Genomic DNA, 15,026 nt, shown 5'->3' with positions numbered 1-15,026 from the left:
TCCCCTTTACAAAATATGAGCAATTAACTTGAATAATTTAAAACAAAATGAAATATTTTTCTTGAATAGTTCATTTATCAAAGAGTATATTAGTTGTGAAGATATCAAGTGTCAATATCTAAATATCGCTGAAATGAACTATTCTGTCATTTGAAAATTAATGTATTGATGTACCAGTATAAAAAATGAAATATTGTTTAAAAAAATTTTGGGAGAAAATTATGTCAGATAACCAAAAACGTAAGAATCAAAAGAAAAATGACATTTTGAAGTCGGCAACTAAGACTTTTACTACTAATGGATATAAAAATACCTCCATTGCAGAAATCGCAAAGGAGGCACATTCGTCACAAGTGACATTGTATAAGTATTTTCCCAGTAAAATTGAGCTTGCTAGAGAAGTCATGATCAATATGATTGTTGAAGGGTATCAAGCTTATGATAAAAAGTTGGAACAATCAAATATGAACTTCAAAGAAAAGATCGAAAGTATCTTAGCCTTTGGTAGTAGTGAGGTCAATGTCATCAATCAAGACTTCATGGGTTTCATGATTGATGAGTTTCAAGCTGCCAATGGGGATGACCGGGTTATGAAAGCATATAACACTGGTAAAGATGGATTCTGGAGGAAAATTTTGAAACAGGGTCGTGCTGAAAATATGATCAGTGACGACATTCAAGATGAAGTGGTATTGATGTATGTTGATATGATTTTGAGTTATTTTATGAATCCAGCAACAGCCAAAAAGACCAAGGATATTGTTACTAAAAAGTACTCAAATGGCTTGGCTCGTGTGTTCTTTTATGGCATTCTAGGTAAGTGAGCGTGGTAAAACTAGCTGATAGCCATCAAAAAAGTCGCTTTTTAACTTTCCGAATTCATCTATTAGAGCATGAAATTCACTAGCTTGATCTGGTGTGAAGTCAAAGTCTGCTTGAACGGAATTCTTTAGTTGCATATATGTTGGTTTCTCAGTGAAAGCATGAAGATTCATGAATAATCTCATACAGTAATTATCTGCTACAAAGGTAGAACGATGGAAATAATAGAGTAGTAATACATCGGCGGTCTCATTGCCGATCCCCTTTAGATTTAATAGTCTTTTTCGCAATGATTGAGTGGATAATTTCTCCCAATCATTGAATTCATCACGGTAAGCGGTAAGTAAGGAACGAACGTAGATTGATTTGTTTTTGTAAAATCCACTAGGCTGAATTAAGTCACGTAAATCATCAAGTGTTAAATCTAGCAACTTATCCAAGTCAAATCCTGTTGCTTTTTGTAAGTTGGAAAGGGATTTATCAACGTTTTTCCAGTTGGTATTTTGGATAAGAATCATCCCGACTAGCATTTCTTCAGTGCTATGAGTAGGCCACCAGTTTTGTCTACCAAGTTGTTTGTTCAATAGTTCGAATAATTGTTTGATAGTGATTTCTTTGTACATTAGTACACCCCCCAGATGTCCATTATCTAACAAATCACTTAGAATGTCTTAGATTGTTTCACGGGAAACTATGTTTGTTTCTCAAATTATTTTCGTAAACGCGATACACAACACAATTTCTTCCGCTTAATTGAAAAGAGCTTGTGACAAAACTCCATAAAAAATAAGACCAGAACTTGGAAATCCGAAGATTTCCTGTTCTGGTCCTTTTGTTTTTTAAAGAAAAAGCCATTCTTTTGGCTAGTTTTCCCATATTCATTGCCATTAAGGCTAATCCCATTTGGCTTTTGACTTTATCAGTTCCACGAACCGTGAACCTGGTAAAATGCAAATAAGCCTTAAGGTGTCCAAAAACCGGTTCTACATCGATTTTTCGTTGGGCATATATTTTTGCCCCAACTTTACCATAAAGCTTCTCTCGTTCATGTGCTTTGAAATATTCCCATTCAGAATTAATATAAATATATCTGACACCTCCACTTTTATTAAATGCCGCATCAATTATTTCTTGATTCTCATCTTTTGATTCGGCTTTATAACAACGAAACTGTCTTTTAAATTTATATTTATCGGTTCTAATAGTAACTCTTAGAAAGTTGAATCTAACACCGTTGGGATCAATGTAATAATCATCGATATCATGGTAGTCCCAGTTTAGAACTTTCTTTTCATCTGATTTCCATTTACGACTATTTTCCTTGAGCATCGTACCGTAAGGAATCAAGGAAGTTTGGTCTAGTAATTCATCTTCAATATATCTGTAGTTAGATTCTGAACCATATCCTGCATCAGCCACTATGAAACGTCCTAAAACTCGGTGGGTCTCCAGAGTTTTGAGGAATGGAATCAAGGTACGAGTATCGGTTGGATTCCAGAACAGATCATAATCCAAGGTAAATTGATTACTAGTGGCAATCTGTAGGTTATATCCAGGTTTCAGTTGTCCGTTTTGCATTGGGTCTTCTTTGACTCGCATGAATGTAGCGTCATGGTCAGTTTTTGAAAAGCTATTACGTTCACCAAAAATCTTCATATCTTCTGAATATTTATCATGCTTCTCACTGATATGTTTTGTCTTGTTTAACTTGGATTTCATTATTCTCCGCACCCGCTTCGCAGAGTTAGGAGAGATTTTCTTGGTTTCTTCTACTTTTAAATCCAATTGTTCAATTCGTTCTTCTAACTTAGCAATAGTCAAATCTAAATTATCATAGTCCATGGGTAATGATTCTGAAAAGGCAGTGGTTTCAACTTCTTTTATTTCATTTAGAATGACTTCAGCTTTTTCGCGGTTTAAATCATCATAATGAATGATTTTCTTCTTCCAGACAAACGAATATTTATTGGCATTCGCCAAAATCTTGGTCCCATCAATAAATACACAATCGTCAATCAAGTTATGTTCAACTAAAAAGCTACGCATAGATTCAAAACTTGATTGAATCATCTCCATAGCTTCGTCGGAAACTATAAAGCGTGCAATTGTGCGATATGAAGGAACGTGTTCTTGAGTCAACCAACGTGCATAGATATTCTCGCGAGCTTCTCGCTCAATTTGGCGACAAGTGTAGCGACCTCTAAGATATGAAAATAGTACTAATTTTAGGACGGCCCGCAAATCATATTCACGCGGACGTCCTGTCTCATAACTATCGTGAAACTCAATAGATTCCACTAATTCATTGATATAATACGCTTCGTGATCTTTCTCTGGAATAAATTCGATTGCCATATTTAAACTTGTCTGATTTATGTTATAATTATTGAACATAATTTGGAACATCCTTTCGAGGGTGATTTCGTGGAGTATCGGTGTTCGGACCGGTGCTCTTTTTTTATTATTCTTTTATTATACAAGAAGAGCCTTCATACGGAAACCGAACGTTTCTGTATGAAGGCTCTTTTAATGTAGAGTTATGTCACAAGCTCCCTTTTCAGTTAATGCTCGGAAATTAACCGTGTTGTGTATCGCTCTATTCTGAGCGAAGCGCTGTAGCGGCGTCTTTCTTAGCTGCCATACGAGCAGGAATATGTCCACCAAGTACTGTTAGAACTGTACTTACAATTATTAGGACAATTGCATGTATTGGGTTCAATTGTGCAACGTTAGACAAATCTGTCATATTTTTTAAGATGATATTAATTGGGAATGTTGCCAAGTAGGCAATTACCACACCTAATACACCGGATGCAACACCGAGAATAGTTGTCTCAGCATCAAATACTCGGGTGATATCTTTCTTTCTAGCACCCAATGCCTTTAAAATACCAATTTCTTTGGTACGCTCAAGGACTGATGTATAGGTAATGATTGAAATCATGATCATACTTGTTACTAGTGAGATACCTGCAAAGGCAACTAGGACGTAAGTAATGGCGTCCATCAATCCACCTGTTAGGTTGGAAACTGAACCGGCCATATCTGTATAGATAACCTTATCAGATTTCTTCTTACCACTATTGTATTTGTCCAAGTACTTGAGAACTTTGTCTTTATTCTTGAAGTTGTTTGGATAAATCATGATGCTTGCTGGTGTTGTTGATCCACCAAGGTAGCTGATCAGTGTAGATTTAGTTGTTGAATCTTCAACACTAGCACCAGTTAAGACGTTAGTACTGCTACTCTTTTGAGCTTCAACAATATCAGAGTTCTTGTTTGCGTTGATGATATTCTTCGTTAATTTATCACTATATGCAATACCAGAAGCTAATATATTCTCTGAAGATTTTGACTTAACACGCAAGATACCAGAGATCTTTACAGTTGTGTTTGAACTATTGTTATAAAGTGTTGAGTCAGCAGAGTTAGGCAAGAATGTTCCAGTTGCTAACTTCTTATAATAATCATTGTTGTTAACTATTTTGAATTCTTTACCAACAAGTTTGTTAAAGTTGAATTTTTGACCATCTTTAACTGTTAGACCAATGTTCTTCAATGCGTTAATGTTAGTTGAATTATCACTATCAACCAATAAAACAACATCGTTGGCACTCTTAGGCATTGATCCAGATACTACCTTGTAGTGCTTCTTCAAAAATGCCTGACCATTTTTACCACTAGGATAAACAGAACCACCGATACCAGTTGATGTTGCCATGGCGCTTGTCATAGCGCTGGCTGTATTGGCACTACTGCTATCAGTATTTGAGAACGTGGCAGTCTTGACTTTGCCGTTATTCTCGCTAAGTAAGTTCATACCAGTTGAATAAGTATAAGTAATTGTCTTACTCAATTCAGGGTCGATGTTATCGATATATTTAGTGTACTTTTTGGTTATCTTGTTAACGTGAGTTGCTTTGTCAGCTTGACTTAGCTTGGCAGTAACTTTGGTCTTCTTAGACTTCGTTAATTTATTGTCATTAGTAGTTGGGGCAGTCTGACTTGATGCAACTTGTGAAATAGTGATTGGAAATTGTGCAAGTGTATTGGATTGAGTCTTATCAATTTGCTTTTGGAATCCAGAAGACAGCGCCAAAACAATGGCAATACTGATGATACCAATACTGGAAGCAAAGGCAGTCAGGAAAGTACGAGCCTTTTTAGTTTTGATATTAGTGTATGACAATTTCAAAGCTGTCCAAAATGTCATTTTGGTCTTCTTTAATTCGAAATTATCTTTGTCTGTATCCTCTGAATATGGATTAGAATCATCTTGAATCTTACCATCCGCAAAGTTGATGATACGATTTGCGTATTCTTTAGCTAGATCAGGGTTATGAGTAACCATGATTACTAGTCGTTCCTTGGATAATTCTTTGATAAGTTCCATGATCTGAACACTGGTCTCAGTATCCAGAGCACCTGTTGGTTCGTCACAAAGAAGGATCTCAGGATCATTGGCGATAGCTCTAGCGATGGCAACACGTTGCATTTGACCACCGGATAATTGGTTAGGCTTTTTGTTCATATGTGGTCCTAAACCAACACGTTCAAGAGCCTTAATGGCCTTGTCTTTCTTTTCGGCATTATCAACACCACTAAGTGTCATACCCATTTCGACGTTGTCTAGAATACTTAGATGTCCGATAATATTGTAACTTTGGAAAATGAAACCAACTGAATTGTTACGGTAAGCATCCCAATCTGCTTCAGAAAAATCCTTAGTTGATTTACCCTTAATAATTAAGTCACCAGAATCATATATATCTAATCCACCGATTCCGTTGAGCATAGTGGTTTTACCGGAACCACTAGGTCCCAAAATAGCGACGAATTCTTTTGGTCTGAATGATACAGAAACATCATCAAGAGCCTTGGTAACAGAATCGCCGACATAGAAATACTTCTTTATGTGTTTTAATTCCAGCATATTTTATTCCCTTTATTTAAGATTTGTAATGTTACAGTCAACTTTGATAAAATTGCATTGTTGCAACACCATGTTTCATATAATAGAAATTTTTTACCTAAAAAACAATCATCAATTATAAATAATTTGTTGTAAGTGTAACACGTTTGGGTAGTTTGTTGCATTAATGACGCAAAGGAAGTGTTACTTATATGGTAGGAATAAAAAACAACCGTCGAGCTCAATATACTAGAAAGGTAATACAAGACGCGGTGTTGTCTTTACTTGAGAGCAAGACTATCAATAATATTACAGTGACAGAAGTCTGTAAGTTAGCAGATATTAATCGCACGACATTTTATCGTTATTTTGATGATGTATATGGCTGTGTTGATAATATTGAAGCTGAGTTCTTAGAATCACTCAATTCGGAGATGGTCAATTCTCCAATGCAAGGTATGGAGATGGTCTTGAATGAGTTCTATCATCATAAACGGCTCAGCAATTTGGTTTTCGTAGAAGGGAAAACCCGTCTGTTAGAGAAGTTATTTGAGAACTTTGATCCCATAAACTTGGATATAGATGCTTATCAAGAGGTCTATTTGATGGCAGGACTTCAAAGTGTTCTGAAAAAGTGGGTCAAGGATGGGATGAAACTCACACCGCATAAATTGACCGGAATTATAATTCCACTTGTCTTCGCTGATAACATTCAAGAAATACGTCCATTAATTAGAAAAGAGAAATAATTGCCGTTGGGTACGCTTTCATAATACTAATTCCTTATTTTCTGAAAATAACTATGTTACCATTTTTAATGGTGCAAAAAACACGTTGTTTTAGGGGAGGACGTATTTATGAGGGAAATTTTATTTGTTGCGGGATCACTAGTTGCGTTATTGCTTGAGAAATATGTCTTAGCCAATAATTCAATCAATTGGATGGGGGCAATCATTCCAATTGTCTCAATCGGATTTATTCTTTGGTTGTTAATATCAAAGCAATTAGGATTGGATTTATTAGATATATTAGTTTCAATAATCTATATCTCGCTAAGCTTTATTTTCTGGGGACAAGGCAATGATCTATATCACCGTAGAACGGTTAAGAGAATAGCTAAACAAATGTATGAAAGAGTCTAAGTACCATCACAGACTCTTATTACTTAAGTAAGGTATACTTCTGGTGAAGTATATCTTTTTTTTTGGAGGAAATTATGTTACAAAAACTTGAAGTTATGTTGTATGTAAGAAATGTAGATTTAATAGCCAGATTCTTTGAGGATGCTTTGGGAGCAACGTTGATCAAAGAAACTGAAATGATCGATACCAGCACTGAAATTAAATTGAGTGTACTAGATCAAGTCAATATCAACCTATATGATGTAGAATTCATCAGAGAATATTCACCTATGGTCTCTTTGGAAATGCCATCATTGATGTTTTTGACTAACGATATCCGAGAAGTTCATGACAGGATCGAAATGTTTGCGAATACTATTAGTGAGATATCCACTCAAGGAGATCAATTGGTATTTAACTTCTCTGATCCAGAAGATCATCATTTTGCAGTTGGAACGATCGAACAAGATATATAGTGCTATTTTGCCAGTAAGAATATCAGTAAATTATACATATTATCATTTTGAGCAAAAATAAATTTAAAAAAGTGAATTATATGTAATAATTAAAATATAATTTATTTGATATGTATAATCTTGCGAGGTGAAATATGGCACAAAATAGTACATACGAAATTTCCATTAAATTCCGGAAAACTATTTTGACTGGGATAATAGCAATGGGCGGACTATGTTTATTTGTCTGCAGAGGTGTAACTGTGCATGCCTCTAAAAACGACAGTGAGATTCAGCGGTTAATGGATGTTAATGCTATCTTAGAGTCTGAGGCAACAAGTAGTGATGCAGTTTCTGTGATTCAGCCAAAAGACGATTCTTTGATGAGCGGAGTATTTGGGACTTGTGATTGGGATGTCGATTCCGATGGTACTTTGACCATTCATGAAGGAACTTTAGATGCTGGTGCAGGAAATTGGATGTCATATGTGGATTATATTGTTAACGTCAAAATTGATGATGGAGTTATTTTCAATCAGGATTCGTCGAACTTATTCGCTTCATTGACGAATGTGAAAACAATAGATGTCACTAATGCGGATACTAGTAACGTTTACGATATGTCCAACATGTTTAAGAGTTGTCCAGTTTTAACGACGATTTCTGGTATTAAGAACTTTGATACGAGTCAAACAACTAATATGCACGGGATGTTTGATACTGTTGTTTCACTAAAAACACTCGATCTATCCACATGGGATACTTCTAATGTGGTCGATATGGGCAGATTATTTGCTGGTGACAGTGCTTTGAAAGTTACGGGATTGAATGATTTGGATACTAGTCAGGTCACAGATATGCAGTATATGTTTTATAATTCCAGACAAGAATCTCTTGATGATATTGAGAATTGGGATGTATCTAAAGTGGAGAATTTTGCTTGGTTCTTTGGATCATGTACTAAATTGACCGAGATTGATTTGTCGAATTGGGATACAAGCAGTGCAACTTCCATGCAGTCGATGTTCACACAGATGTCAGCCTATCCTGTTATCAATATGGGTGGTAAATTCACTACTGAGAATGTAACGAATTTCAGTTTGATGTTTGCGTCTAGTAACATGGAGACACTAGATCTGTCCAATTTTAATACGAGTAAAGTTTTGAATATGTCATGGATGTTTTCTAATACTAAGTATTTAACAACCTTACTAGGTAGCTTTGATACTAGTAGTACTACTAGTTTGGATACGATGTTTTCAAATAGTTCATTGAATGATCTTAGCGGGCTGAATCTAGAAGAGTGGGATACTAGCAAATGTACTAATTTTTCCAATATGTTTACTAATACGACATTTACCAACCTAGATGTGGTCGCAAACTTCGATTTTTCTAAAGCATTTATTATTAGTGAAATGTTTTCGGGATGTAAAAACCTTACTAGTATCGATGTCTCCAAGTTTGACCTGAGCAAGGTATCGAGTGCGTCATCAATATTTGAAGGTGATACTTCACTAAGGACACTGGATCTTTCGAGTTGGGATACTACCAATCTTGATATGGGTGATGCGCTTTCTGGTACTGACAGTTTATGGAAGATAAACTTAGGCCCCAAGACTATTCTGTCTAGTAATATTGGTTTAGTTACGCCACCCGGTAATGACACGGAGATCTTTGATGATACTACTTCTGAGGTCTATACAAATATCAGTGATCATTGGCAAACGGTCCTAAATGGTACTGACCATGATCCAAAAGGTCCAACTTATTCAGTAGATGATATATACAACCTTTATGCGAATCCATCCAGTAGTGATTCGACGATTGTTTGGCAACAAGAACCATATTATGAAGCATCTATTGAGGTCCCATCGGTTGATTTTAAAGCGTCACTACCTAGTGCCAAAGGTGTGGTTCAGCGTCAAAGTGACTGGGGAATAATCTTTCACAATTATTCATATCCAGCTCAACCACTGACCAAGTCGATAGAGGTGAAAGTATCTAGTCCATTAACATCGACTGAAGGGAACGTTTTGAACGATTCTTTGATATTTAAAAAAGAAAATGGTGAAACTGTCACATTGAATGACAATAACCAAAGTATCTTTAATGGTTCGATTCCATCTACAATAGGAGATGATGGGTCTGGAAATCAACAACTCTTATGGGATGATGATGGAGGATTATTATTGAATCTTGATGGAACACAGCTCTCTGGTGATTATCAAGGTACACTTGATTGGACTATGGTTGATAGTGTTTAGATTTATTAAATTTGAAGATACACAAAAAGTGTAACCAAACATGTTTGTACTCAGAAGGCATGCCTTGTTACACTTTTTTGTTGTGGAAATCGTATGTAGTGTTAATTGATTATTATTTGTTGTTCTTCTTGTTTAACCACTTTGTAGAAGCGTCCATAGCAGCTCTAGTAGCTTTTGCTTCATCTAATGAATTGATCATTACAAAGTCATGGATCATACCTTGGAATTGGATTTGAGTTACATCAACGCCGGCTTCACGTAAGTGTCTGGCATATTCTTCACCTTCATCACGTAAAACGTCGGCTTCACCATTTAGGATCATTGCATCTGGTAATCCTTCAAGTTGTTCTTTAGTTGCACGTAAAGGTGAGGCAGTGATCTCAGCTCTTTGTTCAGGGTCAGTTGTGTATTGATCCCAGAACCATTCCATTCCTTCCTTTGTTAAATAATAGTGATCTGCAAATGTGTTATATGATTCAGTATCAAAGTTGGCATTAGTTACAGGGTAATATAATAATTGTTGTTTAATCTGTGGACCCTTACGTTCTTTTGCCATTAATGTCATAACAGTAGCCATGTTACCTCCAACACTATCACCAGCAACTGTTAGTTTATCAATGTCTACATTGATATCTTTAGCGTTTTTTTCAACCCATTTTAAAGCGGCGTAGTTTTGTTCGATGGCTGTTGGATATTTTGCTTCTGGAGATAGGCTGTACTCAGGGAAGACAACGACTGAGTTAGTTCTTAGGGCAAGTTCTCTAACAAGTTTGTCATGTGTATGGGCATTACCAAACACCCAACCAGCACCATGAATGTAGAAAATAACAGGCAATTTACCATAGTTTGCTTCAGGTCTAATAATACGTACGTTGATTTGACCCCATTCTCCTGTATCTACGGCTACATCTTGTATATCCACATTACTCTTAGTTACAGGGCTGTTTTGAAGATCATTTAGGATCTTTCTACCATCATCGGCTGATCCCTCATAAATACGTGGATGTGGATCTGTTCCCTCACAAATAGCTAAAGCTTCTGACTCTAAAGATATTCTGTTAATCATAAAATTATTCTCCTTAATCAATTAATTTAACAAATTTAATATTATGTGAAAGATAATAATTATGCAATTGATATGCTCTGCATTTTATAAATAATTATTATTGTCTTTTTTGAACATAAATAGTGCTAAAACTTTACAATAGCATTTATTTAAACGGACTTATCCCTTACTGTACAAGATGTATGGCATATATACGTATAATATAGCGATTGTATATAGTTTGATTTATTTGACAATTTTTAGATATAATTCGATTATGTAATAGCATAATAATGCATGTGGAGGAATTAAACGATGACAAAGAAACTTACAACGGAAGCCGGACAACCTTTTGCAGATAATCAACATACACAAACTGCTGGTTCAAGGGGACCTGTATTGATCCAAGATTATGATATGTTGGAAAAAATAGCACATTTTGATAGAGAACGTATTCCCGAACGTGTCGTTCATGCTAAGGGTGCGGGTGCTACAGGAGTATTTGAACTAGAAAATGATATGGGAAAGTATACAAAAGCTGATCTATTTTCTGGAGCAGGTAAGAAAACACCTATTATGATGAGAATTTCTCAAGTTGCTGGTGAGAAAGGTTATCCAGATACAGTTAGAGATGTTAGAGGATTTTCTATTAAATTCTATACACAAGAGGGTAATTACGATATTGTCGGTAATAATACACCGGTATTTTTTGTGAATGATCCGCTGAAATTCCCTGACTTTATCCATTCTCAAAAACGTGATCCCAAAACTAATAGACGTACTCAAGATATGCAGTGGGACTTTTGGTCACATTCACCTGAGTCATTACATCAAGTGACTTACTTAATGGGTGATCGTGGACTTCCAGCTTCATATCGGACTATGAATGGATACGGTTCACATACATTCAAGTGGGTCAATAAAGATGGAGAACAGTTCTGGATCAAGTACCATATGATGTCAAATCAAGGGGTTAAGAATATTTCAGCACAACTTGCTGATAAACTTGCCTCTGAAAATACTGATTATCTACAAGATGATTTGTTCGATGCCATTGATAAAGGCGACTTTCCATCATGGAATATGTATGTTCAAATAATTCCATATGAAGAAGGTTTGAAGTATAAATGGGATATTTTTGATGTTACAAAAGTTGTTTCTCATAAAGACTATCCGTTGATAAAAGTTGGTAAGTTGACCTTGAACAAGAATCCTGAGAATTATTTCACAGATGTTGAAGAGGCTGCTGTATCACCAGCTAACTTTGTCCCTGGTATTGAACCTTCACCTGATAAGTTGTTACAAGGTAGATTGTTCGCATATAAGGATACGCAAAGATATAGACTAGGTGCTAATTTCGAAGATCTACCGGTAAATAGACCATTGGTTGAAGTACATAATTATGAACGTGATGGAGCAATGAAGAGCGACAATCAAGGTTCAGGAGTTAACTATGAACCTAACTCATTTGATGGCCCTAAAGAAGTTCCTAATGCAGCAATCAAACATTACGAAGTTGAAGGAATGGCCGGTAATCAGGCATATAGTCATAACGTTGATTATACGACTCAACCCGGTGACCTTTACAGATTGATGTCTGATGAGGAAAAGGATCGATTGATCGAAACGATCAAAGATAATCTTGGACAAGTGAAGAAAGATGAGATCAAGATATTAGAAATCAAACAATTCTATGGAGCCGATAAAGATTACGGTACTAGAGTTGCCAAGGCATTAAACATGGATATTGATGAGATTATGAACAGTGAGAACTTTGTTTAAAGAAAAGCTCTTTTGCTTTTCTGTTTCTTAAATTTACTAAATCGCGGAATAAAACACAATTTATTACGCTTTCAAAATTAGAGTGCACCAAAACACGTTCAGTTTTCGTGTATAAATCAAAAAAAATGGTATTTACGCAAGTAAATATCATTTTTTTGGCTTATATGGAAGAAATTGTATTTTGTTCTATAGAATAGGTGATAATAATCTAGAAAATCTTTGTTTGAAATGCAACCAATGACCCTGACTTTTAATTACTTCAGGCGTTATCAAAAGGCTATCTTTCATATCATTTTCAAAGGCACGTGATATTTTGTGAGCAACTTTAGAATCATAGATGAAGGCATTTGCCTCAAAGTTCAATGAATAACTTCTAAAGTCTTGATTCATTGATCCAACAGTACATATCTTGCCATCAAAGACACTAGCTTTGGCGTGTAAGAACCCTTTTTGATAGCTATAGATCTTGATACCATAACTAGTTAGTAAGTTAGCGTAATACTGTGTGGCACGATAGATGAAGGGATGATCTGGCATACATGGGATCATGATCCTGACGTCAACTCCTGATCTGGCCGCAATTGTTAAAGCAGTAAACATAGGATCGTCAGGAACTAGGTAAGGTGATTGAATCCAAACGCTTTTTTTTGCACTGACAATCATATCAATGAAGCCATCTTTTAGTACCTCTTCACGTCTATCTGGTCCGTCACTGACGATTTGAATAGGTGAATTGTCAGTGTCATCGAACTTATCAGATGGGAAGTACTTCTCGTCAAATACCAATGCCTCTTCACTTTTTTCAATAGAAGCATTCCAGTCTTGGAAGAAGCGTTCCTGTAGAAGTAAAGTAGCGACACCTTTTATACGGACATGGGTGTCACGCCAATATCCAAATTTCTCTGTAACATTTACATATTGATCACCAACGTTGAATCCACCTGTCCAGCCAATGCATCCATCAATAACAACGATTTTTCTATGCAAGTGATAGTTGAGTCGAGTTTTGGCAATAACGTTTTTAGAGGTAATAAATTGGAGGACCTCGCCGCCGGCTGCTTCAAAATCCTTAAACCAGCTTTTACGTGTTCCATTTGAACCCCATGGATCATAAATCAAGCGTACTTCGAGTCCTTCTTTAGCTTTCTGTGTCAGAAGTTTCAAAAACTCGTCCCCGATGTCACTTTTTATGAAAGCATAGTATTCAACGTGGACTGTTTCTTTGGCGTTTCTAACATCTTCAAACATTTTTTCGAATTTTTCTTTACCATCAAAGAACAAGTCTACTTTATTATGTCGTGTCAAAGGAGCTTCTTCGGTTTCATTGAAGAATTTAATAATATGATCTGCATAATGTGTTTGATCCGATCTTGTGGCAGGATCATTGTTATTATTCTGATTTTCAATTAATCTACGTTTGGTTGTATCCGCAATTTCCATTAGTTTTAATTGATCTAAACCAACGTGCTTTTGGTTACTGATACTGAATATTTTCTCTTGAGCAATTCCACGCCCAAAGAAAGCGTAAATTAAAAACCCTACTATCGGTAGGAGGATTAAAACTAAGATCCAAGCCCAGGTCGTAACGATATTTCTAGGTCTGTGGAAGACGGTGATAAGTGCTGATATTGTATTAAGTAATAAAATAATTAATATTAACCAAATAATCCAGACATCAATCATATATAAACTCCCCTTTATTTCATATAAAAGAGTTTATCCCAATTCGTCAATAAAATCTATTTATACAGGTGAGATGATTAGTATGTATTTGGGATTGTTGATTTTTTATATTGATTGATTTGCATAGGCGTAACAACACACAATTTATTCCGCTTAGCTAAAAAAGAGCCTTCACTTTTCGTGAAGGCTCTTTTTTTGAGCTAATGCTCATAAATTATTCGCGTGTTGTTACGCTCTTTCAATCTCGGTTATTACCAAATATCAAAATCAAACGTATCAATTGAAGTGCTGATGACAATGCTGCAGCAACATAAGTTAAAGCGGCTGCACCAAGGACTTTTCTTACCATTGGTACTTCGTTCTTTTCAAGTAAATCACCAGAACTAAGTATCTTTATTGCACGTCCAGAGGCATTGAATTCAACTGGTAAAGTGACCAATTGGAACAATACAACTAGTGAGAACAAGATAATCCCTGCCATGATCAAAGTGTGGTTTCTTCCTAAAAGGATACCAACAAAGATCAAAGGAATGGAGAAATTAGATCCAAGATTCACAGCTGGAACTAATGCAGCTCTTGCACGCATTGGTACATAAGCATTCTTATCTTGGATAGCGTGTCCACATTCATGGGCAGCAACACCGATAGCCGCAACTGAGGTAGAAGCAAAGGTCGAATCTGATAGATTCAACGTCTTATTACCAGGATTGTAGTTATCTGTTAAATTACCACTGACACGATTGATTTGGATGTTTTGGAGACCTGATTGATCCAGAATATAACGAGCCGCATCAGCACCGGTAGTGCCACGACTACTGTCATATTGGTCGTACCTGTTAAAAGTGTGCTTGACATACCATGACGCCCACAAACTTATAGCAATACCAATAATAACTAAGATGAAAGTGGGGCCAAAGCCATACCCTAAATATCCATACATTT

Annotated in this window: 12 protein-coding genes; 6 read left to right on the top strand and 6 right to left on the bottom strand. The window is 35.9% G+C overall.

Annotated features, from left to right (window positions below):
- Positions 1 to 221 precede the first annotated feature (221 nt).
- Complete coding sequence (locus tag BTM29_RS01785) at positions 222 to 824, top strand: TetR/AcrR family transcriptional regulator (RefSeq protein WP_076613862.1); 603 nt, start codon at positions 222 to 224, stop codon at positions 822 to 824.
- Here BTM29_RS01785 and BTM29_RS01780 read toward each other — a convergent pair.
- The 3 genes from BTM29_RS01780 to BTM29_RS01770 all read right to left on the bottom strand — a co-directional run bounded on the left by BTM29_RS01780 (position 813) and on the right by BTM29_RS01770 (position 5,755).
- On the bottom strand, positions 813 to 1,445 hold the full coding sequence (locus BTM29_RS01780) for an endonuclease III domain-containing protein (protein ID WP_076613861.1): 633 nt from the start codon (positions 1,443 to 1,445) through the stop codon (positions 813 to 815). The two genes, BTM29_RS01785 and BTM29_RS01780, sit on opposite strands and share 12 nt — an antisense overlap.
- A gap of 58 nt (positions 1,446 to 1,503) precedes the next feature.
- Positions 1,504 to 3,216 carry an IS1182 family transposase gene (locus BTM29_RS01775; protein WP_083685895.1) on the bottom strand — a complete coding sequence of 571 codons (1,713 nt, stop codon included), beginning with the start codon at positions 3,214 to 3,216 and terminating at the stop codon, positions 1,504 to 1,506.
- Positions 3,217 to 3,418: 202 nt separating this feature from the next.
- Entirely contained in the window at positions 3,419 to 5,755 is a 2,337-nt protein-coding gene (locus tag BTM29_RS01770; RefSeq protein ID WP_076613860.1) for an ABC transporter ATP-binding protein/permease, read from the bottom strand.
- Between the two features lie 191 nt (positions 5,756 to 5,946).
- Between BTM29_RS01770 and BTM29_RS01765 the strand changes: the two genes are divergently transcribed.
- The 4 genes from BTM29_RS01765 to BTM29_RS01750 all read left to right on the top strand — a co-directional run bounded on the left by BTM29_RS01765 (position 5,947) and on the right by BTM29_RS01750 (position 9,574).
- Complete coding sequence (locus BTM29_RS01765; protein WP_076613859.1) at positions 5,947 to 6,483, top strand: TetR/AcrR family transcriptional regulator; 537 nt, start codon at positions 5,947 to 5,949, stop codon at positions 6,481 to 6,483.
- 108 nt (positions 6,484 to 6,591) lie between these two features.
- Positions 6,592 to 6,876 carry a hypothetical protein gene (locus tag BTM29_RS01760; protein WP_076613858.1) on the top strand — a complete coding sequence of 95 codons (285 nt, stop codon included), beginning with the start codon at positions 6,592 to 6,594 and terminating at the stop codon, positions 6,874 to 6,876.
- 74 nt (positions 6,877 to 6,950) lie between these two features.
- The gene (locus BTM29_RS01755) at positions 6,951 to 7,331 is read left to right on the top strand and encodes a VOC family protein (protein ID WP_076613857.1); all 381 of its coding nucleotides are present in this window, start codon (positions 6,951 to 6,953) and stop codon (positions 7,329 to 7,331) included.
- Positions 7,332 to 7,465: 134 nt separating this feature from the next.
- Positions 7,466 to 9,574, top strand: coding sequence for a BspA family leucine-rich repeat surface protein (locus tag BTM29_RS01750; RefSeq protein WP_083685894.1), 2,109 nt, complete (start codon positions 7,466 to 7,468; stop codon positions 9,572 to 9,574).
- 112 nt (positions 9,575 to 9,686) lie between these two features.
- Here the strand turns inward: BTM29_RS01750 and BTM29_RS01745 are convergent, their stop codons facing one another.
- On the bottom strand, positions 9,687 to 10,640 hold the full coding sequence (locus tag BTM29_RS01745; protein ID WP_076613855.1) for an alpha/beta hydrolase: 954 nt from the start codon (positions 10,638 to 10,640) through the stop codon (positions 9,687 to 9,689).
- Between the two features lie 294 nt (positions 10,641 to 10,934).
- On the opposite strand from BTM29_RS01745, the gene BTM29_RS01740 reads away from it, so the two are divergent.
- On the top strand, positions 10,935 to 12,401 hold the full coding sequence (locus BTM29_RS01740) for a catalase (protein WP_076613854.1): 1,467 nt from the start codon (positions 10,935 to 10,937) through the stop codon (positions 12,399 to 12,401).
- Between the two features lie 186 nt (positions 12,402 to 12,587).
- Here BTM29_RS01740 and cls read toward each other — a convergent pair whose 3' ends face one another.
- Positions 12,588 to 14,084, bottom strand: coding sequence for a cardiolipin synthase (gene cls / locus BTM29_RS01735; RefSeq protein WP_076613853.1), 1,497 nt, complete (start codon positions 14,082 to 14,084; stop codon positions 12,588 to 12,590).
- Positions 14,085 to 14,322: 238 nt separating this feature from the next.
- Positions 14,323 to 15,024: a zinc metallopeptidase gene (locus BTM29_RS01730; protein WP_076613852.1), complete on the bottom strand. Its 702-nt coding sequence runs from the start codon at positions 15,022 to 15,024 to the stop codon at positions 14,323 to 14,325.
- Positions 15,025 to 15,026 lie beyond the last annotated feature (2 nt).

It is taken from the genome of Companilactobacillus allii, from assembly GCF_001971585.1.
GTDB lineage: Bacteria > Bacillota > Bacilli > Lactobacillales > Lactobacillaceae > Companilactobacillus > Companilactobacillus allii.
Note: the sequence above shows the minus strand (reverse complement) of the source record. Positions and strands in the feature narration are given on the sequence as shown.